Source organism: Holophagales bacterium, assembly GCA_016719485.1.
Classification (GTDB): Bacteria; Acidobacteriota; Thermoanaerobaculia; order UBA5066; family UBA5066; genus UBA5066.
Genome location: JADJZB010000021.1, coordinates 335142 through 358075, shown reverse-complemented (window position 1 = coordinate 358075; position 22934 = coordinate 335142). Strand labels below are relative to the sequence as shown.

The 22934-nt window shown below is 70.4% G+C and carries 18 protein-coding genes and 1 pseudogene; 12 read left to right on the top strand and 7 right to left on the bottom strand.

The annotated features are described in order from the left end of the window. Positions 1 to 65: 65 nt before the first annotated feature. From IPN03_13655 to IPN03_13640, 4 genes are read left to right on the top strand one after another with little or no spacing between them, the layout of a single operon-like run. Complete coding sequence (locus IPN03_13655) at positions 66 to 1151, top strand: glycosyltransferase family 4 protein (protein ID MBK9374732.1); 1086 nt, start codon at positions 66 to 68, stop codon at positions 1149 to 1151. After that, complete coding sequence (locus IPN03_13650) at positions 1148 to 2254, top strand: glycosyltransferase family 4 protein (GenBank protein ID MBK9374731.1); 1107 nt, start codon at positions 1148 to 1150, stop codon at positions 2252 to 2254. Before IPN03_13655 ends, IPN03_13650 begins: the two co-directional genes overlap by 4 nt. After that, positions 2251 to 3384: a glycosyltransferase gene (locus IPN03_13645; protein MBK9374730.1), complete on the top strand. Its 1134-nt coding sequence runs from the start codon at positions 2251 to 2253 to the stop codon at positions 3382 to 3384. The genes IPN03_13650 and IPN03_13645 overlap by 4 nt, the downstream gene beginning before the upstream one ends. An 18-nt stretch (positions 3385 to 3402) precedes the next feature. Beyond that, complete coding sequence (locus IPN03_13640; GenBank protein ID MBK9374729.1) at positions 3403 to 4803, top strand: undecaprenyl-phosphate glucose phosphotransferase; 1401 nt, start codon at positions 3403 to 3405, stop codon at positions 4801 to 4803. On the opposite strand, the gene IPN03_13635 is transcribed toward IPN03_13640, so the two are convergent. The 7 genes from IPN03_13635 to IPN03_13605 all read right to left on the bottom strand — a co-directional run bounded on the left by IPN03_13635 (position 4804) and on the right by IPN03_13605 (position 12342). Then, on the bottom strand, positions 4804 to 5541 hold the full coding sequence (locus tag IPN03_13635; protein MBK9374728.1) for a DUF4097 family beta strand repeat protein: 738 nt from the start codon (positions 5539 to 5541) through the stop codon (positions 4804 to 4806). A 61-nt stretch (positions 5542 to 5602) separates the two neighbouring features. Beyond that, positions 5603 to 7735, bottom strand: coding sequence for a DUF3488 domain-containing protein (locus IPN03_13630; protein MBK9374727.1), 2133 nt, complete (start codon positions 7733 to 7735; stop codon positions 5603 to 5605). 2 nt (positions 7736 to 7737) lie between these two features. After that, positions 7738 to 8754, bottom strand: a complete 1017-nt coding sequence (locus tag IPN03_13625) for a DUF58 domain-containing protein (protein ID MBK9374726.1) — start codon at positions 8752 to 8754, stop codon at positions 7738 to 7740. A gap of 57 nt (positions 8755 to 8811) precedes the next feature. After that, on the bottom strand, positions 8812 to 9753 hold the full coding sequence (locus IPN03_13620) for a MoxR family ATPase (protein ID MBK9374725.1): 942 nt from the start codon (positions 9751 to 9753) through the stop codon (positions 8812 to 8814). 17 nt (positions 9754 to 9770) lie between these two features. Further along, a complete protein-coding gene (locus tag IPN03_13615; GenBank protein ID MBK9374724.1) occupies positions 9771 to 10823 on the bottom strand; it encodes a mannose-1-phosphate guanylyltransferase in 1053 nt (350 codons plus the stop codon). Next, a complete protein-coding gene (gene murB / locus IPN03_13610; protein ID MBK9374723.1) occupies positions 10820 to 11758 on the bottom strand; it encodes a UDP-N-acetylmuramate dehydrogenase in 939 nt (312 codons plus the stop codon). The genes IPN03_13615 and murB overlap by 4 nt, the downstream gene beginning before the upstream one ends. Further along, positions 11755 to 12342, bottom strand: coding sequence for a phosphatidylglycerophosphatase A (locus IPN03_13605; GenBank protein MBK9374722.1), 588 nt, complete (start codon positions 12340 to 12342; stop codon positions 11755 to 11757). The genes murB and IPN03_13605 overlap by 4 nt, the downstream gene beginning before the upstream one ends. Before the next feature lie 68 nt (positions 12343 to 12410). On the opposite strand from IPN03_13605, the gene recA reads away from it, so the two are divergent. The 8 genes and pseudogenes from recA to IPN03_13565 all read left to right on the top strand — a co-directional run bounded on the left by recA (position 12411) and on the right by IPN03_13565 (position 22422). After that, complete coding sequence (recA, locus tag IPN03_13600; GenBank protein ID MBK9374721.1) at positions 12411 to 13460, top strand: recombinase RecA; 1050 nt, start codon at positions 12411 to 12413, stop codon at positions 13458 to 13460. A gap of 809 nt (positions 13461 to 14269) precedes the next feature. After that, the gene (locus IPN03_13595; GenBank protein MBK9374720.1) at positions 14270 to 17221 is read left to right on the top strand and encodes a hypothetical protein; all 2952 of its coding nucleotides are present in this window, start codon (positions 14270 to 14272) and stop codon (positions 17219 to 17221) included. Between the two features lie 26 nt (positions 17222 to 17247). Further along, a complete protein-coding gene (locus IPN03_13590) occupies positions 17248 to 17862 on the top strand; it encodes a hypothetical protein (GenBank protein ID MBK9374719.1) in 615 nt (204 codons plus the stop codon). Beyond that, positions 17859 to 19402: pseudogene (gene purH, locus IPN03_13585) on the top strand (bifunctional phosphoribosylaminoimidazolecarboxamide formyltransferase/IMP cyclohydrolase). The gene IPN03_13590 and the pseudogene purH overlap by 4 nt, the downstream one beginning before the upstream one ends. Positions 19403 to 19434: 32 nt before the next feature. Next, positions 19435 to 20091, top strand: a complete 657-nt coding sequence (locus IPN03_13580) for an outer membrane lipoprotein carrier protein LolA (protein MBK9374718.1) — start codon at positions 19435 to 19437, stop codon at positions 20089 to 20091. Positions 20092 to 20107: 16 nt separating this feature from the next. Next, a complete protein-coding gene (locus IPN03_13575; protein ID MBK9374717.1) occupies positions 20108 to 20605 on the top strand; it encodes a YajQ family cyclic di-GMP-binding protein in 498 nt (165 codons plus the stop codon). 85 nt (positions 20606 to 20690) lie between these two features. Next, entirely contained in the window at positions 20691 to 21734 is a 1044-nt protein-coding gene (locus IPN03_13570) for a polyprenyl synthetase family protein (GenBank protein ID MBK9374716.1), read from the top strand. Between the two features lie 253 nt (positions 21735 to 21987). Then, positions 21988 to 22422 (top strand): hypothetical protein, encoded by a 435-nt coding sequence (locus IPN03_13565; GenBank protein ID MBK9374715.1) that lies wholly within the window; start codon positions 21988 to 21990, stop codon positions 22420 to 22422. The last annotated feature ends 512 nt before the right edge of the window (positions 22423 to 22934 follow it).

Genomic DNA, 22934 nt, shown 5'->3' with positions numbered 1-22934 from the left:
CCCGGCCCCCAGGCACCCTCCCTGGCACAGGAGCGATGCCTCTCCCACACGGTACGATGCCCCGGATGCGCATCGCCGTCGACGCCCGCACGCTGTGCGGGGAGAGGACCGGCGTCGGCCGAACGCTCGAGGGCCTTTACGGCGCCTTTACCCGTTTGTTCCCTGAGGATTCCGTCGTCCTCCTCTCCCCCCGCCCGGTCGACCTTCCGGCCGCGCTCGAGGGCCGCGTCGAGGTCCGCCCCCCCGGCCGCCTTCGCCTTCCCGGCACGGTCTGGCTGCAGACCGTCGCCGCCGCCGAAGCCGTCCGCGAGGGCGCGGACCTCTTCCACGGGCCGCTGGGCATCCTGCCCCTGGCCTCTCCGCTCCCGGGTGTGGCGACGATCCACGACCTCACGCCCGTCCTCTTCCCCCAGTGGCACGACCGCAGGAACGTGGCCGGGTTCGCACCATTCCTCCCTGCCACCGTCCGCGTCGCCGCCCGCCTCGTGTGCGTTTCCCGGGCCACCCGGGACGACCTTCTGCGGACCTGCCCGGAGGCCACGGGCAAGACCTTCGTCGTCCCGAACGGTCTCGTCCCCGCGCCCGAGACCGGCGCGGAGCCGATCCATCCAAGACCGTACGTCCTGTCTCTCGGCACCCTCGAGCCGCGGAAGAACCACGAGAGGCTCGTCGGCGCCCTGGAGTCGATCTGGGACCGGCGTCCCGGATTCCCCGACCTCGTCCTCGCCGGGGGGACCGGCTGGGGGATGCCCGGCTTCGATGAGAGGCTCTCCAGGTCCCGGCACGCGGACCGGATCTTCCGGCTCGGATGGGTGACCTCGGAGCGCGCGACGGCGCTTCTCCGGGGGGCCCGCCTCCTCGCCTACCCGAGCCTCTACGAGGGCTTTGGGCTCCCTGCCCTCGAGGCGATGGCCGAGGGGATCCCCGTCGTCGCCTCCTCCTCGTCGTCCCTGCCCGAGGTGGTCGGCGACGCGGGCCTCCTCCCCGACCCGCTCGACCCGGCCGCCATCGCGGCGGCGATCGAACGGGCGAACGACGACGAGGCGTTCCGCCGGGAGGCCCGAAAGCGCGGGCCGGAGCGCGCGGCGCTCTTCACCTGGGACAGCGCCGCCCGCGCGACGCGGGCGCTCTTCGCCGAGGCGGTCCAGTGACCCGGCTTCGAGTGGCCATCGACGCCCGCAAGCTCCGCGACTTCGGAATCGGGACCTACGTCCGCGGCCTCCTGGGCGCCGCCGCGGCGCGGGGCGAGCACGACCTCGTGGCGCTCGTGAGGACCGGTGACGAGGCGCTCCTGCCGGCGGGCGTCTCGGCCGTCCCATGCGACGCCGCCGGGTATTCCCTCGCCGAGCTCGTCTCCGTCAGGAGCGCGCTCTCCAAGGCCGGGTGCGACGTCTTCCACGCCCCGCACTACGTCGTACCGCTCCTCCCGCCCCGGGCCACCGTGGTGACGATCCACGACCTGATCCACCTGAAGCGCCCGGAGCACCGGACGCTGGCGAAGAAACTCTACGCGACGACGATGCTCCGGCGCGCGATGCGTGCCGCGCGCGTCGTCCTGACCGTTTCGGAGTCCGTCCGGGACGACCTCGCGACCTTCGCCCCGCGGCACGCGGGGAAGGTGCGAGCCATTCCGAACGGTGTGGAGGGGCGCTTCCTCGCTCCCGTCCCCGGGGCGGAGGTCGCCCGCGTCCGCCGGGAGGCGGGCCTCGACGCCCCCTACGTCCTCTTCCTCGGGAACGACAAGCCCCACAAGAACCTCGACGGCCTGTTCGCGGCGTTCGCGGCCGTCGCCCGGTCCGGGCTCACCCACCGGCTCGTTCTCGCCGGGGGGAGTCCCGAACGACGCGAGGCCCGCCGGCACGCCGCCGTGGAAGCCGGCGTCGCGGATCGCCTCGTCGACCTCGGGTTCCTTCTCGAAGCCGACGTCGTCCCGCTCCTGGCCGGGGCCTCGGCGCTCGCGATGCCCTCGTTCCTCGAAGGCTTCGGCCTTCCCGTCCTCGAGGCGCAGGCCGTCGGGACGCCCGTCGTCTCCTCGGATCGCGGCGGCCTCCCGGAAGCGGGCGGTGACGCGGCCCTCTACGCGGACCCGGACGATCCGGGTGCTCTCGCCGACGCCCTCGTCCGGCTCCTGACCGACGCGGACCTCGCGGCCCGGCTCTCCGCGCGCGGCCGGGAGAGGGCGCGCTCCTTCACGTGGGAGGCGGCGTTCGAGAAGGTCTCGGCCGCCTGGATGGACGCGGCGGAGGGGGCGTGAAGGTCGCCCTCGTCCACGACTGGCTCACCGGCACGCGCGGCGGAGAGAAGGTCCTCCTCTCGCTCGCCCGGCTCTTTCCGGCGGCGCCTCTGTACACCCTCTTCCACTTTCCGGGGTCGGTCCCTGCCGAGATCGAGGACCGGCCCGTGAGGACGACGTGGCTCCAGCGCATCGTTTCCCGCGAGCGGGACTACCGATCGCTCCTCCCCCTCTACTTCCTCGCCGCCGAAAGCTGGGACCTTTCGGGCTTCGACCTGGTGATCTCCACGTCGCACTGTGTCGCCAAGGCGGCGCAGAGGGGGCCGAAGGGCTTCCACCTCTGCTACTGCCACACCCCGGTCCGCTACCTGCACGACCAGTTCGACGACTACCTCCGCGGCCGCAGCGGCGTCGTGAAGGCCGCGGCCCGGCTCGTCCGGGCCCCGCTTCGCGCTCGCGACCTGGCGACCGTTCCGCGCGTGGACGCTTTCCTCGCGAACTCGGAGAACGTCCGCGAACGGATCGCCCGCATCTACGGCCGTCCGTCCCGGGTCGTTCCGGCTCCGGCCGACACCGCGTTCTACACGCCCGCCCCGTCGACCCGCCCGCGCGAAGGGCTCCTCGTCGTCTCCGCGCTCGCGCCGTACAAGCGTCTCGACGACGCCCTCGAGGCCTCGGCGCGCCTCGGGCGGACCCTGACGATCGCCGGGTTCGGTCCCGAAGAGAGCCGCCTTCGGGCGCTCGCCGGCCCGCACGTCCGCTTCGCCGGCTCGCCGTCCGACGAGGAGCTGCGCGAGCTCTACCGGACGGCGGAGGTCGTCCTGATGCCGGGCGAGGAGGACTTCGGCATCGTCCCGCTCGAGGCGCAGGCCTGCGGGACGCCCGTCGTCGCCCTCGGGAAGGGAGGCGCTCTGGAGACCGTCGTCGACGGGGTCACCGGCGTTCTCTACCCCGACGCCGGTTCCGGCCCGCTCGCCTGCGCCATCGAGCTCGCCCTCACCCGGCACTTCGACGCGGGCGCCCTCGTGGAGAATGCGCGCCGCTTCTCCGAGCCGGCGTTCCGGGCCCGTTTCCTCGCCGCCGCGCGCGCGGCCCTGTCCGAAGCGGGCCGGGACGACCTCGCCTGCGCGCTTCCCGGCCCCCAACCTTAGAATCCGGCGGGAGCCCGCGTGATCCAGAAACAGGCCCTGCGCCTCCAGGCCGTATTCCTTGCCTCCGACGTCGCGGCTACGAGCGCGGCGCTCCTGGCTGCGTACGTGATCCGGTTCGAGACCGTGTGGCCCATCCCCCTCGGACCGCAGCCCCTCTCCAACTACGCGTCGCTCCTCCCCGTGATCGCCCTCCTCTGGCCGGTGGTCTTCTACTTCCACCGCCTCTACCAGATGCGGCGCGACCGGTCCTCCATCGACGAGGCGCTCGCCATCGTCATGGCCGCCTCGCTCGCGACGCTCCTGCTCGTCGGCCTCCTCTCGTTCTGGCGGGCCTGGTCCTTCAACCGCGCGCTTCTGATCCTCTTCCTGGCCCTCGACATCCTCTTCGTCGCGCTCGGGCGTTTCGCGATCTGGCGGTATCTCGAGAAGGTCTGGGCCTCGGGCGTGGGCGTCCGCCGGGCCCTCGTCGTCGGCGCGGGAGACGCGGGCCGGGCGATCGCGGACAAGCTCCTCGACCATCCCGCCACCGGCCTGAAGCCCGTGGGGTTCGTCGACGACGACGCAGCCAGGAGGGGCGAGGACTATCGGGGACTCGCGGTTCTCGGGACGACCGCCGACGTCCGGGAGCTGATCGAAAAGCACGAGGTCGACACGATCTTCCTCGCCCTTCCGGTCGACGCCTACCGGACGATGCTCGGAATCCTGAAGGACGTCGGGAACGAGATGGTCGACATCCGGTTCGTCCCCGACCTCTTCCAGTTCGTCACGTTCAAGGCGGGCGTGGAAGACTTCGACGGCCTCCCGGTCATCAACCTGACGCAGCGCCCGCTCGAGGGCTGGAACTCGCTCGTCAAGCGGACGATGGACATCGTCCTGTCGGCTGGCGGGCTCGTCGTCCTCGCGATCCTCCTGCCGTTCGTCGCGCTCGCCATCTGGCTGGAGGACCGCGGTCCCGTCTTCTACACGCAGGAGCGGATGGGCCTCGACGGACGCCTCTTCCGGATCCTCAAGTTCCGCTCGATGCGCGTGGGAGCCGAGGACGAGACGGGCGCGGTCTGGGCGAAGGAAGGGGACGCCCGGAGAACCCGCGTCGGGGCGTTCCTCAGGAGCACGTCGCTCGACGAGGTCCCCCAGCTGGTGAACATCCTGATGGGAGACATGTCGCTCGTCGGCCCCCGTCCGGAGAGACCCGAGTTCGTCCGCGAGTTCAAGGAGAAGTTCCCGCAGTACATGCTCCGGCACCGCGTGAGGGCCGGCCTGACCGGCTGGGCCCAGGTGCACGGCTGGCGCGGGAACACGAGCCTCTCCAAGCGTGTCGAGTACGACCTCTACTACATCGAGAACTGGAGCCTCTCGCTCGACCTGCAGATCCTCTGGCGGACCGCGACGAGGAGCTTCCGGGACGAGAACGCGTACTAGCTATCTCGTCCTGAGGCGGATCGTCCCCTTGTACGTGTCCACGGAAACGCGCCTCCCGCCACGGACGGCCTGGACGTCCGCCGCGAACGATCCCCGGCGTCCGATGCTCTCTTCGAGGTCGACCCTCGCTGCCTTCGGAAGGACGAGGTCGATCTCGCCCTTGTAGGTCTCGGCGCGGAGGCCGCCACCCAGCGTCTCGAACTCCGCCAGCGCGTCTCCCTTGTAGGTCTCGAGGTCGAGACCTCCCGCGAGGCGCGTCAGCCGGATGCCTCCCTTGTAGCTGTCGACCGACACGTCCCCGGCAAGCCCGTCGACCGAGATGCGCGACTTGTAGTCCTTCAGTCGGAGCGAAGCGCCCCGCGGCATCCGGATCTCGTACTCCACGAAGGGCCGGGATCCGCAGTCGCGGCCGAAGGTGAACGTCATCTTCGGCAGGTCGTCGTAGTCCGACACGACCCTCACCTCGCGACCGCCCCCTTCGATCCGCACGTTCGTCCGCGCGACGAGGTCGGCGCTCTCGTCGCAGCTCCCGTCGGCGGTGACGACGGCCCGGATGGAGGCCTCGCTGCGGTCCCAGGCCGTGATCGCGACCCGCCCCTTGTAGGTGTCCAGGACGAGCCGGCCGTCCGGGGCGAGGACGAGAGTCTTCTCCACGACCTTCGACGGAGCCTCGGACGCGAGGCCGGGTACGGCGAGGGCCGCGGACAGGGCGAGGGTCGCGAGGGGGATTCGGGCCATGGCTTCTCCTTCGGGATCGCTCTCCGACGGATACGAGCGCCGGGCCCCGGAAGTTCCGCCGTCAGCGGGATGGGCGGCCCGCCCGGAGCTCCTTCAGAAGGCCGTCGAGCCGCGACGCCTCGGCCTCGGGCGTCCGGCGGCCCCCGAACGATTCCGCCACGTACGCTCCCACGATCTCCCGGGAGACGGGGCCCGCACCCAGCTCGTCGGCCGAGGCGAGCGTTTCCGATGGCGCGGAGGCGGGAGTCAGGTCGGCGCCCCGCTGACGCAGGACCCTCTGGAGCTTCCTGTACGCCGCCGATGCCGGGGGGAGTCCCCGCGTCCGGAAGGCGCCGCCGGCGAGGGTGAGCCGGCGGATGAGCAAGAGGGCTGCCGCCGCGGCCGCGACGCCGAGAAGCAGCAGGCCGGTTCGTGTCGCGGAACCTCCCGCGACCGCTCGCATCGCTCTGGCCAGGCTTCTCGCCGCCTCGGACGCCACTTCGAATCCTTCGCGGACAGTCTGCGCGAGCGAGGCCTGGTCGGACTGCGCGAAGCCGAGGACGTATCGACCGTAGATGAACTCGAGATTCTCGAAGAATTGCCCGGCACTGCGGAGAATGGTGACCCTCGCGACCCCCGGCCGTCCGACGGGAGGCGTCGGGTCGAAGGCGATCCACCCGGCTTCCGGTCCGCACCACGCCTCCACCCAGGCATGGGCATCCCGGCCGCGGACGAGATAGTAGGAGCCGAAGGGCCCCCGCTCGCCTCCCGCGAACCCGGTGACGAGGCGCGACGGGATGCCGTGTTCCCGCAGGACGAGGGCCATCGCCGTGGCAAAGGTCTCGCAGTGCCCCGTCTTCCGCTGGGTGAGGAACTCCTCGACGGGACTCGGTCCCCAACGAGCGGAGTCGACGGAGTAGAAGAACCGCGTCGCGAGGTGGTTCTCGATCCGGGTCGCGAATTCGTACGGGTTCGTCGCCGGGTCGACGCCCATCGCGGCCTCCCGGCCGAACTGGCGGATCGTCTCCGATCCTGCCGCCCTCCGGGAGGGGTCCGACTCTGGCGGCGGCACGAGGTCGACCGCCGGTTGAGGGCCGGAGAGGACTTCGATGCGCAGGAGCTTCGGCGCTTCGAACGTCAGGTGGAAGTTGCCGTCGCCGTCTCTCACGAGGGGCACCACCCCGTACCGGCGGATCAGCTCGGGGGAGGCCGCGCCCGAGATCGCCGTCACCGGGTACGGGAGAAACCGTACGCCGAGCGGGGCGATCTCGAAAGAGAGCCTGTGGAGGGGTTCGGCATCCTTGCTTCCAGGTGGCCGCAGCGGGAGACGGGACCCCTCACGCATCGCGACGACGCGCCCGCGGCCATCGGGCTTCCTCCAGACCCCGCCGGCGAACCGCGTGTGCGCCACGAGCCTGATCTTCAGAAACGGCGGGTCATCGCTCACCGGACCCTCTTCGACGGCGACCCGGAGAAAAACCTTGTCGCTCTGCCGAAGCCGGCCATACAGGTTCGTGTCGACGGAGTCGGAAAAGCCGGTGTCCGCCGTGTCTCCCCCGGGGAGGCCTTGTATGTAGGACGATTTCAGGCGCGGGAAGAGGATGAAGAGGGGTACGGCGAGCGCGAAGGAGGCCACCAGCGACGACACGACGGCGCGACGTAGCGGGAGGTGGCGTGCCCTCTCGTCTCCCCGCCACTCGTCGGGCGCGGCGGCCAGGTCCCGCCAGAGGGCCCAGCGCGAGAAGACGGGCCAGGCGACGGCCGCGTAGGCAGCGAGGAAGACGAGGATCGACGCGTGGGTCGACGTCGCCATCGACGCCACGAGGAGGAAGGCCGCGAGCGTGAGGGCGACGGAGAAATCCCGTTCCCGCTTGATCGACGCGAGCTTCAGGACGGCCGTGAAGAGGAGGATGTGGAGAGCCACCCTGAGGAGCGACCGGCCGCCGAAGCGGAACCCGAACCAGAAGAGGGCGAAGTAGGCGAGGCCGGCGAGGTTCAGCCAGCGATCCGCGAGGCAGGGCACCCGCCCCGCCCGGACGAAACCGAGGATGAGTCCGAGGGCGGCGAGATAGGCGAGCAGGGCCACCGGCTGCAGGGAGTCGCCGAAGGCGAGCGGGATCGGGCCGAGAGCCAGGAGCATCCCCACCGCGAGAATCCGCTCTCGACGGAAAGGGAGGAGGGTCGGATCGGGGCGCGCTTTCGCCGGCTTTGCCATCGTCAGGCCGCCGCCCGAACGCGATAGATCGCGATCCCTGGAGGAAGTGCCAGCGGAAGCGACCCTCCGGTTCCCGCCTCGGCGAGGGCGAGAGCCGTGAGGACCGTCGACCGGTGGAGAGGCCCCATGGCCGGCGGGACGAACTGGTCTCCGCAGAAGAGGCCGACCCGTTCGCCGCGAGAGAGGAACTTCAACACGAGCCCTGCGGCCTCTCCGACCGCCTCCTCGAAGGCGGCGTCCCAGTCCGCTCCGGCCCTGGCCGGACGCGCGGTCTCGAGATGCACGACGATCTCGCGCCCCAGCTCCGACGCGCGCTCCTTGACGATCGGTCTCCCCTGTCTCGCGGTCTGAGGCCAGTGGATGTCGCGCGGGTCGTCCCCCGGCGCCGCCTCCCGCAGTTTCAGGATCTCCGCCCCGCGCCCCTTCCGGCGGGGATCGATCCCGTCGTCCACCGCCTCCCGCGCCTCGGGGGGCGGAAAGGCCGCGACCTTCGGCCGGGGATAGACAATCCGCTCCTCGTTGACCGGGTGGAGGCGACCTTTGCGGAAGAGCCCTATCGGGTAGCCGCTGAAGACGAGGACCGACTCCACCTTCTGCCGCCCCCGGCGAGGGAACAGGAGGTCGACGCCGCGTTCCGCATCCCCCGCGGGGACGAGCCGCGGGAAGAGGAGGGGCGCCGCCTTCCCCGAGACCTTCACCAGGAGCGCGAACTTCTCGCGATCCGTCCGGTTCGCGAGACGGATGTGGAACCGCACCGGCTCTCCCGCGAAGACCTCGGCAGGACCGTGGAGGGCCACGTCGACGCCGTCGACGTTCCGTCTCGAGACGACACCCGACACGAGGAGGATGCCGAGGAGGAGCGAGAGGAGGACGTAGAGCCCGTTGTTCCCCGTATTCGTGGCCCCGATGGCGACGACGATCGTCGTGAAGACGTAGCCCAGGCCGAGGTTCGTCACACGGACGAGAATCGTCTCGTCCCACGGGATTTTCAGCCGGAGCCTGAGGACCGACAGCTTCACGGTGCCACTTCCTCGACTACGCCTCTGCCTCGACCATGCTCCCGCCTGGCGCCACCGTCAGAGCGGGACGGGGACCTCGTCGAGGATCTTCTGCAGCGCCTCGCGCTCGCGGCGGCCTGCGCCCGTCCCTTCGTAGCGCCCCGTGGCGCTCGCGAGGATCCTGTGCGCGAGGACGGCCGGGGCGACGCGCTTCACGTCGTCGGGCGTCGCGAACGGGCGTCCGGCGACGAGGGCGTGCGCCTGCACGGCCCGGAACAGGCCCTGTGCGCCGCGCGGCGAGACGCCGAGGACGAGGTCGCGGCTCGCCCGGGTCTTCTGGACGAGCGCCATCAGGTAGTCGAGGAGCTTCTCGGCGACGGTCACCCTCTCCACCGCTTCCTGGGCCCGCTTCAGCTCGTCGAGGGTCAGGACCGGACGGACGGAGGCGAGCGCCCGGTCGGCTCCTCCCGAGAGGAGCAGGCGCCTTTCGTCCTCGGCGGCCGGGTAACCGAGCGAGATCCGCATCAAGAAACGATCGAGCTGGGACTCGGGGAGCGGGTAGGTGCCGAGGTACTCGATCGGATTCTGGGTCGCCAGAACGAGAAACGGCTCCGGGAGCGGGCGGGTTTCGCCGTCGACCGTGACGCTGCGCTCGTTCATCGCCTCCAGCAGCGCGGCCTGGGACTTCGGCGTCGCCCGGTTGATCTCGTCGGCGACGAGGATCGGCGTGAAGACCGGTCCGGGGTGGAAATCGAACCCCTGGGTCTGCTGGTTGAAGATCGTCAGCCCGAGGATGTCCGACGGCAGCGTGTCGGGCGTGAACTGGAGGCGATGGACTCCCAGCCCGAGTGCCTTTCCGAGCGCCATCGCGAGCGTCGTCTTGCCCACTCCCGGCACGTCCTCGATGAGGAGATGCCCGCGCGAGAGAAGGCAGACGACCGCGTGCTCGACCGCGACGGCGGGACCACGGTAGACGGTCCTCACGGCGGCGACGAGCCGCGAGACGGCCGACAGCGCCACGTCCGGGACCTGCGCGCTCACTTCCGGGCCTCCGCGAGGCTCTTCTCGACGCTGGCGCGGAGAAGGTCCGAGGCGCCCCGTTTCATCACGAGGAGGCCGTCGGGAGAGTCGACGACGACGACGTCGGAGAGACCGAGGAGCCTCACGGGGCGGTCGCCCGCGAGGACGAGGTTCCCCGATCCGCCCTCCTCGAGCGCCCGCCCCGAAAGAACGGAACCGCCGTCCGACCCTCTGCGGAACTCGAGGACCGCCTCCCAGGAGCCGAGGTCGCTCCAGCCGCACGCGGAAGGGACCGTCCTCACCGCTCCGGCCCTCTCCATGACGGCGTAGTCGATCGAGATCGACCGGCAGGCGCGAAAGGCCGCGTCGAAGCCGGCGGCGTCGCCGGCGCGCCGCGCCACCCGGGCCGCGCGCATCGAGGCCAGGACATCGGGACAGAGCCTCGCCATCTCGGAGAAGAGGAGGCGGACGGAGAAGGCGAAGATTCCCGCGTTCCAGTAGTGGTTCCCCGACGCGGCGTAACGTTCGGCCTCGGCCAGAGGCGGCTTCTCGACGAATCGGACGACCTCGCGGACTCCGGGCGACGTCTCCCGGCCCGCTTCGAGGTAGCCGAATCCGGTCTCGGGGCGGGACGGCGGGATTCCGAGGGTGAGAAACGCGTCCCCGGTGCGGGCGCTCTCGACGGCCAGGGAGAGGGCGCGGTGAAACTCATCGGAATCCCGCACCGCCTGGTCGGAGGGCAGGACGACGAGGACCGCGTCGGGATCCTCCTCGGAGACGGCGAGCGCGGCGAGGGCGATGGCCGGCGCCGTGTTCCTCCGATCGGGCTCGAGGACGAGGCGATCCTCCGGGAGGCCCGGAAACTCCCGCTCCAGGTGTGGGGCGTGCGAGGCGCGCGCGGAGAAGAGGACATGGTCCTTCCCGCAGACCCGGGCGGCCCGGTCGTACGTTTCCCGCAGGAGCGAGGCCTTTCCCGAGAGCGGGAGGAACGGCTTGGGGCGGTCATCGGTGGAAAGGGGCCAGAGGCGGGTGCCGCTCCCGCCGGCGAGGATCAGAGCGCGAACCGTCATCGTGGGGATTCTACGGAGGGGCGGCCATTCCGGTTGGTGACGCGCCTCCCGAGGTCCTCGACCTCCGGCACGAGATCGACGCCCAGCTTCTCTCTCACCGCACCGCGCATCCTCGCCATCAGCTCCCTCACGTCGGCCGCCGTCGCGCCTCCCGAGTTCACGATGACGTTCGCGTGTCGACCGGACACCTCGGCGCCGCCGACGCGAAGGCCCTTCAGACCACACGCCTCGAGGAGCCTCCCGGCGTGGTCTCCCGGGGGGTTCTTGAAGACCGAGCCGGCGTTCGGCTCCGTCGGAAGCGCCTTCTTCCTCTTCTCCCTGACCTCGGCGAGGCGGGCGTCGATCTCCTCCCGGGCGGCCGGACGGAGACGGAGCGTCGCCGCCGCGATGATGTCGTCCGCCTCGCAGAGCGCCGACCAGCGGTAGCCGTGCGAAATGCTCGCGGCCGGGACGACGCGCGTGTCGCCCACGGTCGAGACCAGCGTCACCTCCTCGAGAAGGTCGAAGATCTCGATCCCGTATGCGCCCGCGTTGATCCGCACCGCGCCGCCGACCGAAGACGGGATGCCCGAGAGCCCCTCGGTTCCCGAGAGTCCGGCGTTGCGGGCGGTCAGCGCGAGAGACATGAGCGACGCGCCGCCACCTGACCTGAGGACCGGCGGTTCCACGGAAGCCGAAGCCAGGTCACCCGCGAGGACGAAGACGACCGCGTCGAGCCCCTCGTCCGGGACGAGGACGTTCGATCCCTTCCCGAGGGGAATCGCCGGAAGAGCCTCCACAGCGGCCCATCGGAGCAGCGCGGCCAGGGCCGGAACGTCATGAACCTCGGCGAAGAACCGGGCCGCTCCGCCGATGCGCCACGTCGTCCGCGGAGCGAGGGGTTCCTCGGGCCGCAGCCGGAGGCGATATCCCGTCAATGGCAGGGTGTCGATCACGACAGGAGGAACGCAGCGGCGCCGACCAGGATTCCGGCAAGGGCGCCGGCCAGGAGGTCGTCGGCCATCACGCCCCACCCGCCCGGCAGCGACTGGAGACGGTCGACAGGGCCGGGCTTGAGGATGTCGAAAACGCGAAAGAGGAGGAAGGCGATGGCTACGAGCCCCCACCGGAGGGGATCCGGCGCCCCCGCGGGCAGCACGGTGTGAAGGCCGGTGAGAGCGATCGCCTGCCCCGCGATCTCGTCGACGACGACCTCGCCGGGGTCCTTCCGGCCCCTCAGGACCGCGACACGCGCCGACACGGGGACTCCGACCAGTGTCGAAACGGCCGCGAGGCCGGCAACCCCAATGAGCCCAGCCACCTGGAACAGCCCCTCTCCCATGAGCACCGCCAGAAGGCTCCCCCAGGTCCCCGGAGCTTTCGGCAGGAGGCCCGAGCCGAGCCCGGTCGCCAGGAGGGTCGCCAGGGGCGCCCTCCGGAAGACCTCCCTCCACGGAACCTCTTGCGCCGCCGACGGCTCCGCGCTAGCGTCTCCCACGTCTCCCCTTCGGTCGGGCCGTCGCGGCGCTCGCCGGGACATCAACTGTCCGCGCGCCCGCGACCCGATTCCTATAATCCGCCCTCTTCACGCAGAAAGCGAGGACCCGAATGCCTCCCATCGAGAAGGAAAAGCTCAAGGCCCTGGAGCAGGCGCTCCAGCAGATCGACCGCCAGTTCGGCAAGGGCGCCCTCGTCCGCCTCGGCGACAAGCCGCAGGACGCGATCCAGGCGATCTCGACAGGCTCCATCAACCTCGACGCCGCCCTCGGCATCGGGGGCGTGCCGCGCGGCCGCGTCACCGAGATCTACGGCCCCGAGTCGTCGGGCAAGACGACCCTGACCCTCCACATCATCGCCGAGGCCCAGAAGCTGGGCGGCCTCGCGGCGTTCATCGACGCCGAGCACGCCCTCGACGCCGAGTACGCCAGGAAGCTCGGGGTCGACATCGACAACCTGATGGTCTCCCAGCCCGACTCCGGCGAGCAGGCGCTCGAGATCGCCGAGGCGCTCGTCCGCTCCGCCGCCGTCGACATCGTCGTCATCGACTCCGTCGCGGCCCTCGTCCCGAAGGCCGAGCTGGAAGGCGAAATGGGCGACGCGATGGTCGGCCTGCAGGCCCGCCTCATGTCGCAGGCGCTCCGCAAGCTCACCGCCGTCGTCTCCAAGTCCGGCACCTGCCTCATCTTCATCAACCAGATCCGCGAGAAGATCGGCGTCATGTTCGGCAACCCCGAGACGACGACGGGCGGCCGGGCTCTCAAGTTCTACTCCTCGGTCCGCCTCGACATCCGCCGGATCAACTCCATCAAGGACGGCGATGCCGTCGTCGGGAGCCGGACGAAGGTCAAGGTCGTCAAGAACAAGGTCGCCCCGCCGTTCAAGGTCGCCGAGTTCGACATCGGCTACGGCGAAGGGATCTCGAAGACGGGCGAGCTGATCGACCTCGGGGTCGAGCACAAGGTCGTCGAGAAGAGCGGCGCCTGGTTCAGCTACGGCGACCTCCGGATCGGCCAGGGCCGCGAGAACACGAAGGCCTGGCTCCGCGACAACCCCGACGTCGCCCTCGAGATCGAGAACAAGATCCGCGAGAAGCTCGGGATCTCGCCGGTCGAGCTGCCCTCTCCCGCCGTCGTGGCGCCGGAGGGGAAGAAGAAGTAACCCCCGGGAAATCCCGGCAGTCCATCGCGGGGCGGGCCTTCGGGTCCGCCCCGTTTCCTTTGGCAGGCCTTGCGCGAGCTTCAGGCAGGAGGCCAGGGAGACCGTCAATCCACTTCATCGTGCCGCACGAGTCGCGGGCGGGAGGGGCGTCCCACGGCGCCTCCTCCGCGCGCGCGACCCGCATCGGTCCCGCTGCGCGGGCCGCCGGGGCGATCGCGAACGCCTCGCTTCGCTCGTTGCACGCGCGCGCTCGCCTGATCCGGCGACCTGCTCGCGGAACCGTGCGGGGCCCCGCGCGTGCTCGGACGGCGCTCGCGGGACACCCCTCCCGCCCGCTCAGGTCCCCAGCAAGGCCAGAAGCCGCGCGGGGCCAGGTCTTGATTTTATATTATAGGCGGCGCAGCGTGTAGAACGTAGACCAGACCCCGTCGCCCCAGAAGCGGGCTCCTTTCAGATGGCTGACGCTCGTTGGCCGCGGGTGGGGCGGTGCGTCTCGCGAGCCGCCCCCGAGCACGACCGGGGACCCGCTCGAGATCGCGAGGACCGGGCGGGGATCAGGCCCGCGCGCGTGTTTGAGCGAAGCGAGTTCGCGCGGGCCCCCCGCCCGGCCGCAGCGAACTCGGAAGCGGGTCGGGCGCGCGCAGCAGGCGGCCGCGAGACGCACCGCACCGCCCGCGGCCCCCTGCCGAGGAGACGTGATGGTGAAGCTGGTCCTCTCCCGTTCTCCCGTTCTCCCGTTTCTCCCTTTCCCCGCGATTCGTGACGCCGGTCCCTGACGCTATGGGATCCGCCCGCGTATAAACCTCGTGATGTTGTCTCTTCTCTCTTTGGCGCTCACGTCAGCGCTCGTCCCCGCCCTCGCAGCAACTCCGGAGCGGCCCCACCTGACCCCGTGGGTCGTCGCCCGGCCCGCCGGAACCGCGCCGGCTGCCGCTGGTTCTGCCCCGTCCACGCTCTCAGTGAACGCCCCCGGACTCCTCGTCGAAGTTCGGGCTTCCGAGATCGGTGCAGCCGGGACACCCGACCAGGTCCGCCGGCTTTTCGAGGAGACTCGCGGGGCAGGGCGCAGGACCGGCCTCCTCGTGGAGCTGCCGGAAGTGACCGTCCCCGAGAACGCCCGCGAGGCCGAGGCCGTCACGGCCGACTCGCTCGTCCCGGGCCTCGGCCCGCTCCTCGGGGCGGCGCAGGGGGCTGATCTCTTCGTCCTCTCCCTCCCCGACCTTTCCGGGGAGATCCGCTCGCGCCGCTACCTCCTGATGAAGGCGGCCGCAATCGTGAGGTCACGAAGCCCTTCCTCCCGGATCGCCGTCCTCTTCCACCAGCCGGCGGGCGGCGGGCTCTTCCCGCCAGAGGCCAAAGAGCTTCTCTCCGAGGAGGCCGCCGCGTTCGTCGACCTCCTCGGTCTCGACCTCGACGACGCCTCCACGACCCCCGCCGCCGTCCGCGAGGCGGCGGACGGCCTCTCGTTCGCGCGGCCGCTCCTCGTCACTGCGCCGGCAGTCGCCGGCGCCGGGGCGCTCCTCGACCTGGCGGCGCGCTTCTCCGGGGTCGACGCCCCGGTCGTCGCCGCCCCGCTCGCCGATCCCGCGGGCGTCCCCCTCCTGGACCGCCTCGGGGCCCTCCTCGCGGGCGACGTGAACCGCGACGGCCGGAGCGGGTCCGCCCGGACGCCGGAGGGGAAGGCGCTGTCCGTCTTCCGGTTCGCGAAGGGAACCGACCTCGGCGGCGTCGTCCTCGTGACGGGCGCGGATGCTGCGGGCCTGGAAGCCCGGGGGCCCCTCGTCCTGGAGCTCGATTCCCCCTCCTACACGACCGCCGAAGTCTTCGACCTCGCCACCGGCCGCTCCCGCAGCTTCGACCTCCCGAAGTCCGGAACGCCGCGCCTCTCGCTCACGACCGCGAACGGGCCGCTCGCCATCGTCCTGACCGCACGCGAGAAGGCGCCGTCCGAGGCGACGCGCGCTGCAACCGACGTCACCGCCGTCCGCGGGCTCACCGTCGAGGAGATCCTCGCGAAGCACCAGGCCTGGCGCGCCGGACGCGACGCCCGCTGGACGCGCTTCTCGGCCACGAACCGCACCTCCTACCGCTTCCGGCTCGAGGGCTTCCCCACGACCTTCGAGCTGACGTTCGAGGGGCCTTTCTTCTATGAACGGGGCAAGGGCTTCGACTGGTCGTGGCAGACGACCTACTTCAACGGCGTGCGGTGGAAGGGAAAGAAGGCCCCCGAGCTGCCGCTCCTGCAGCCGGAGAAGGTCTCCGAGCTCCCGCTCAATCTCACGTTCAACGAGGCTTACCGCTACGAGCTGGACGGCGAAGGGGAAGCAGACGGCGTCCCCACCTGGATCCTGGGCTTCGAGCCGAGCGAGGGGTTCAAGGCCAAGGCGATCTACGCCGGCAAGGTCTACATCGGAAAGGCCGACTTCTCGCTCCGTCGCGTCGTCGCGAGGCAGCTGAACCTCACGGGCGAGGTGCAGTCGGTCGACGAGACGACCGACTTCTCCGAGGTGGCGGCTCCCGACGGCGGCCCGCCCCTTCTCCTTCCGGTCGCCACGAGAGGGCAGTCGATCCTGCGCACCTTCTCGCGGACGACGACGCTCGAGCGAACGACCGACCTCATCGATGTCCGCCTCGACCCCTCCGACTATGAGAGTCGGCGCGCGGAGGCGCTCGCCGGCAACCAGGTCATGGTCCGCGACACCGACCAGGGCGTTCGGTACCTCGAGAAGCAGAAGGACGGCGAGCGCGTCGTCGTCCAGGACGAGAAGACCTCGCGCCTCTTCGGCCTGGGCGGCGTCTTCTACGACGACTCGTTCGACTACCCCCTGCCCCTTCTCGGCCTCTACTACATCGACCTCGACTTCGCGAAGAAGCGCAAGCAGGTGCAAGGCTTCTTCGGCGGTCCGATCATGGCCGGCTCGTACAACGACCCGAACCTCTTCGGGACGAACCTCGACCTCGGGGTGGACGCCTTCGCGAACCTGATCCGGGGCGACGACACCCTCTGGGAAGACGGCGAGAAGATCGAGGAGACGACGGTGAAGGCCCGGTCCTTCGCCGCGAACCTGAACGTCGGCTACCCCCTCACTCGCCACCTGAAGCTGACCGGTACGCTCGGCGGCACATGGCGCGACTACGCGTCAGGAGACGACACCGACCCGGCGTTCGCCGTCCCTTCCGACCACCTCGTGACGCGCCTCGAGGGACGCCTCTCGTGGGACCTGCGGGGGTGGAACGCCGTCGGGAAGTATTCGCTGAACCTCCGGTCGAGGTGGGATCCGTGGGGCTACCCCGGGAATGCGGAGTGGGACGAGGGGAAGGACCAGTTCCAGCTCTTCTCGCTCGCCCTCGCGAAGACGTTCGACCTCCCCCGCTTCCAGCGGATCGACACGAGCGTCTCCTACGTGGGGACGTCGAACGCCGACCGTTTCTCGAAGGTCCAGTTCGGCTACTTCGGAGGCACGTCGCTCCGCGGCTTCCGCTCGGGAAGCCTGCGCGCCGAGGAGGCCGTCACGGCCAAGGTCGCGTACGGCGTCGTCGTCGGGAAGCTCTTCCGGCTGCAGGCGCTCTACGACCATGCCGTCGTGAACGACCCGGCCGCCGGCTACGACTGGGTGAACTTCGGCGGGGCAGGTGTCTCGGGCCAGTTCTCCGGCCCCTGGTCGACCCTCGTCCAGCTCGAGGCGGGCCTCCCGGTCGTCGGGAGAAACCGCGGTCAGACGGGCTTCGTCCTCTACCTCGTCTTCCTGAGGAGCTTCTGACGACGGACCGTAGAATCCGGCCGCGAATGAGAGTTCGACCGCTCGCCCTCCTCTTTCCGCTCCTGCTCGTCGCGGCCGACGCCCTGCCCGCGGCGGCTGTCCGCTGGCCCGTTCCGGCCGTCGGGCTGATGGCGGCGGACGCCGCAGCGGCCGCCCCGCCCGACTTCAAGCGGATGCTCGCGAAGAACCCCGGGCGGTTGATGGAGGGGGTCAAGGCCGGCCTCGCGGCCTCTCCGACCCGCGACGCCGCCGCCCGTCGGGCCGCGCTCGCCGCCGGCACCCGCCGGATCGCGCAGGCCATACGCGATCACCGCCCCTTCGCGGACGTCGCCTACGAGGCGGGAGGGCTCGTGGCCGAGGCCTCGCTCCTCTATCCGCCGGCGGGCACGGCTTCGAGCGAGACGGCACTCCTCGCCCTCGCCCGAAGCGGGTCGAGCTTTCTCGGCTTCTCTCCGCGCCCGTTCGACGCTCCCGAGACGCTCGTCGGCGCGCGCCTCCCGGCCGCTTCGGCGCGCGAGGCGTACGACTCCGGCCTGACCCTCTCCGCACGGCTCCTCGCCTGGATCTGGAACACCGCCGGCGGCGACGCGTCGGTCGCCACCACGCGCCCCGAATCGAAAGGACCGTACCCCGTCCGATGAGCACGAAGCGCGCCCTCCTGTCCGTCTCCGACCGCAGCGGCCTCCTCGACCTCGCAAACGCCCTCATCCGCCACGGTTTCGAGCTCGTCTCGACGGGCGGCACCGGGAAGCACCTTTCCGACGCCGGCCTCGCGGTGACCCAGGTCGCCGACGTGACCGGCTTCCCCGAGGTCTTCGACGGGCGGGTCAAGACGCTCCACCCGGCCCTGTTCGGCGGCGTCCTCTTCGACCGGGCGGTCCCGAGGCACGTCGAGCAGGCGGGCGAGAACGGCATCGGCCCGATCGACGTCGTCGTCGTGAACCTGTACCCGTTCGAGGAGACGGTGGCGAGCGTCGCGACGACCTTCGCCCAGGGGATCGAGAAGATCGACGTCGGCGGCCCCTCTCTCCTTCGCGCGGCCGCCAAGAACCACGCCCACGTCGCCGTCCTCTGCGACCCGTCCGACTACCCTGCGTTCGCCGCCGAGCTCGACGCCAACGCCGGCGGCTCGACCCTGGGCACGAGAAAGCGCCTGGCGGCGAAGGTCTTCCGCAGGACGGCGGCTTACGACGCCGCGATCTCGACGTGGCTGTCGGCCCGGACGGAGGGCGCGTCGTTCCCCGAGCGCCTCCCGCTCGCCTTCGAGCTCGGCGGCACGCTCCGCTACGGCGAGAACCCGCACCAGGCGGGGGCCTTCTACCGGGACCCGGCCGCGCCTCCTTCGGCACTCGCGAGCTTCGCCCTCCACCAGGGCAAGGAGCTCTCGTACACGAACCTCCTCGACGCCGACTCCGCCCTCTTCACCTCGCGCCTCCTGCCGCGCGGCGCCCTGACGATCGTCAAGCACCGGATCCCGTGCGGGATCGCGCGAAGCGAAACGGCTGCGGCGGCGTTCGAGGCGGCGTGGGCTTCGGACCCCGTTTCGGGCTTCGGCGGCGTCCTCGCGTACACCGGTGTCCTCGACCGCGCCGCGGCCGAGGCGATGACGGCGAAGTTCCTCGAGGTCGTCGTCTGCGAAGGGGTGACAGACGATGCGCGCGCCGTCTTCGCGAGGAAGCCGAACCTGCGCCTCCTCTCCGTCGCCCCGGATCCGGCTCCCCGCACGCGGCGCGAGCTGCGCGGGATCGACGGAGGGCTGCTCGTCCAGGAGGCCGACGTCCTGCCCGGAGACGAGGCCACGTGGAAGGTCGTGACGAAGCGGACCCCGACCGAGGCGGAGTGGCACGCGCTCCGGTTCCTGGAAAGGGCTGTCGCCGGCGTCATCTCGAACGCGATCGTGATCGGCGGCGCAGAGGCGACCTACGGGATCGGCGGCGGCCGGACGAGCCGCGTCGACGCGGCCGGCGACGCCGTCGGAAAGGCGGGCGAGCGGGCGAAGGGCGCCTGCGCCGCCTCCGACGCCTTCTTCCCCTTCCCGACGGTCTTCTCCTCCTCGCCGACGCCGGTGTCACGGCCTGCGTCGAGCCTGGCGGGTCGGTGAAGGACGCCGAGGTGATCGCCGCGGCCGACGCGAGGGAAATGGCCCTCGTCTTCAGCGGCCGGCGTCACTTCAGGCATTGACGCGGCGGCACGAAACCCGCTTACCCGAAAGCATGAGAAGGCCCTTCACCCTTCCGTACCTGGCCGCGGCGCTCGCCGCCGTGCTCTCCGCCGCGGCGCCCCTGACCGGGGACCAGTCACCCGACGCCCCGGCGCTCCTGCGCGCCATCGTGAACACCTACAGGGCCAGGCCCGCGTTCTCGATGACCTTCGTCCAGAGCTACGCCCCGTCCGGCTTTCCCGACGCGAGCCCCGAGACCGGCACGCTGACGATCCAGGCGCCGGCGTCACTGAGGTTCGACTACGACGGCCCGGAGGGGAAGGCCTACACGTTCGACGGCAAGGCGGCACGGCAGTACGTGGCGGCGGACAAGCAGATCGTGCTGAAGACCCTCACCGCCGCCGAGAAGTCCCGCCTCCCGCTTCTCTTCCTCCAGCCCGCCACCGAGGTCCTCGACCGATTCACGGCCGTGGCAAGAATCGCCGAGAACGGCCTCGTGGACCTCACCCTGACACCCCGCGCGGAGGGAGACGTCGCGTCGGTCGCCGTCCTGGCAACCCCTTCGGGCGAAGTCCGGCGCCTCGTCGTCGTCGACGGCGAGGGGAACCGGACGACGTTCACGTTCACGAACCTGGCCCCGCGCGCAAAGCGCCCCCACTCCGACTTCGCACTCGTTCCCCCGAAGGGGACCCGCGTCGTCGGAGAATGAGGGACGGAGGAGAGATATGGCCGATCCCAGCTTCGACATCGTGTCCGAAGTCGCCATGCCCGAGGTCGTCAACGCCGTCGCGCAGGCCCAGAAGGAAGTGGCGCAGCGCTTCGACCTGAAGGGGACCGCCGCGGGAATCGAGCTCAAGGAGAAGGAGCTCCAGATCGTCCTGACGGCCAACGACGACTTCGGCCTCAAGGCGGTGAACGACGTCCTCCAGGGAAAGCTCGTCAAGAGAAGCGTCAGCCTGAAGTCCCTCGTCTACGGCACGGCCGAGCCGGCGGCGAAGGGAACGGCGCGGCAGGTCGTCACGATCCAGCAGGGAATCGAGACCGAGAAGGCCAAGGAGATCGTCCGGGCGATCAAGGACGCCAAGCTCAAGGTCCAGGCGGCGATCCAGGGAGAGCAGGTGCGGGTCTCCGGGAAGAAGCGGGACGACCTGCAGTCCGTCATCGCCCTGCTGAGGGAAAAGGACTTCGGCCTTCCGCTGCAGTTCTCGAACTACAGGAATTGAGGGGCGTTTCGCGCCCCGGGGAGCATCTCCTGCGACCCTCCGGGCGTAAGGCACGCAGGGACGGTAAGATCCGCCCCGCAAACGGATGAACTCGACCTCCCTCACGGACCGCCTTCTCCTCGCGAATCTCCCGGTTGAGGAGAGGGCCAACGGCCAGCGTCTCGTCCGCGCCCTCGCGCTCGTCGAGGAGAAGCTGAGGGGCGTCGAGGACGAGCTCGAGCGCCGGACCCGCTCCGACGTCCCGACCATCTCCCTCATCGGCGAATACCTCGTCGACGGTGGCGGCAAGCGGATCCGCCCCGCCCTTCTCCTCCTGGCCTCGCGGCTCCTCGGCTACGAGGGCTCCGTCGACGTGAAGTACGCGGCCGTCCTGGAGCTGATCCACACGGCGACGCTCGTCCACGACGACATCATCGACGGGGCCGACAGCCGCCGCGGGCGCGTCAGCGTGAACCGGCGCTGGGGCAACGAGCTGACCGTTCTCTTCGGCGACTACCTCTACATGAAGGGGATGAAGGTCGCGCTCGAGGAGGGGGACGTCCGCGTCCTCGATCTCCTGGCCGACGTCACCCTCGCGATGACCGAGGGAGAGATCCTCGGCGCCGAGCGGCGGGGGTCGGTCGACCTCACGATCGGCGACTACCTCGAGGTGGTGAGGCGGAAGACGGCTCTCCTGTTCGCCGCGGCGTGCCGGATACCGGCCTTTCTCGTCCCGGGAGCCGAAGAGCGCGCCGAGACCCTGTGGGCTTTCGGCCTCGCCCTCGGGACCGCCTTCCAGCTCCAGGACGACCTCCTCGACTACACCGCCTCCGAGGAGGACCTGGGCAAGCCGGTCCTCTCCGACCTGCGCGAGGGAAAGCTGACGCTCCCGCTCATCTTGAGCCTCCCCGATGCCACTGTCCCGGAGCGGACGGCGATCGAGACGGTCATGTCGGAGAAGGGCTTCGTCTCGGTGCCCGTCTCCGCGATCCTGGAGATCGTCGATCGTCTCGGAGCGCTCGAGAAGGCCCGCAGGATGGTCGAGGAGTACGCCGGACGCGCGCGGGACCTCGCCCTCACCCTCCCCGAGGGCGACCCCCGGGACGCCCTCCTGCTCGCGGCCGAATACGCCGCGAACCGACGGAAATAGGGCTCTTCCCATCCCTCTGTCCGACCCGAAAGGGCGGAGCTCTGCCCGGGAACTGTCCTGTTCTCGACCGAATTCCATTCGGCGATCGCCCGGTTCTCATCGAAGCGAGACGTGCCGACCATGTCGTCATGGGCGCGATACCGATATAAATAAGGCCGATTACCCCTGTCGCCTAAAAAATTCTGGAAGACCTCTTGATTTCACTCCCGGTGTGGCTTACCTTTGCATTGCGCTCCCACGCGAGGTAAAGGCAATGAGCTTTCAGCGACTTCTGAGGTCACTTCGCCCGGCTGTGGTTCGGACGAAGGCCGAGGTCACCCTCGACGACGAGATCGCCCTTTATCGCCGCCGGGCGGAGATGGCTCTGCGGGAGGAGCGCTGGAACGACGCCCTCGTGTTCCTCGCAAAGATCCTCAGGCTCAACCCATACGACCTCGCCGCGCGGATGGCGGTCGCCGAGACCTTCCACCGCGGCCTCGAGGAGCCGACGAAAGCGATCCTGACGTACGAAAAGGTCATCGCCGCAGCGGGATACGACGAGTCGAATCCCTACTGCGCTTCTGCTCGTGAGGGTATTCGTGAGCTCTCGACGTTGATGGAAGAGCCCCCGTTCCAGCTCAACGAACTCGTGACCGAGGACGCCGACCAGGAAGACAACGGCGGCCTCCCCCAGACCATCGCCCTGTAACGGGCTCCTTCTCGCCCCCGGTCCCGGATCCTCGAAGCGTCGTCATCGGCCCCCCAGCCTCGGCCGGTGACGACGCTCTTCCCTTTTCCGGAAGCGTCGCGCAGCCGCAGGCGGATCGAAGCGACGCCGGTGGGGTGCCGGACGACGGCGACCAGCAGGTGACGTCCCGGTGGGATCGGCCCCGGGAGCTCGAACCTGCGCGGTCCGCTCCCGGACCCCTTCGCCAGATTCCGTCCGTCGAGCGCGACTTCCCACTCCCGGTCCCCTTCGGCTTCGAGGACCGGACGGGGCATCGCGTCCGGCAGGTCGAGGTGGGCGGCGAAGGCAACCTCCACCGGCAGGGCCCTGGCAGCGGCCGTCCAGAGTCCGATCCAGCGGGCCGGGCGGAGCGGATCCTTCGCGAGGCGCCACGCGCCCTGCGCGACGGCTCCCAGTATCGCGATCGACACGAGGACCGCCGACGCCCGGCCACCGGGTCTCGACAGGACTCGTTTCGGGCTCGCCCCGGTCGC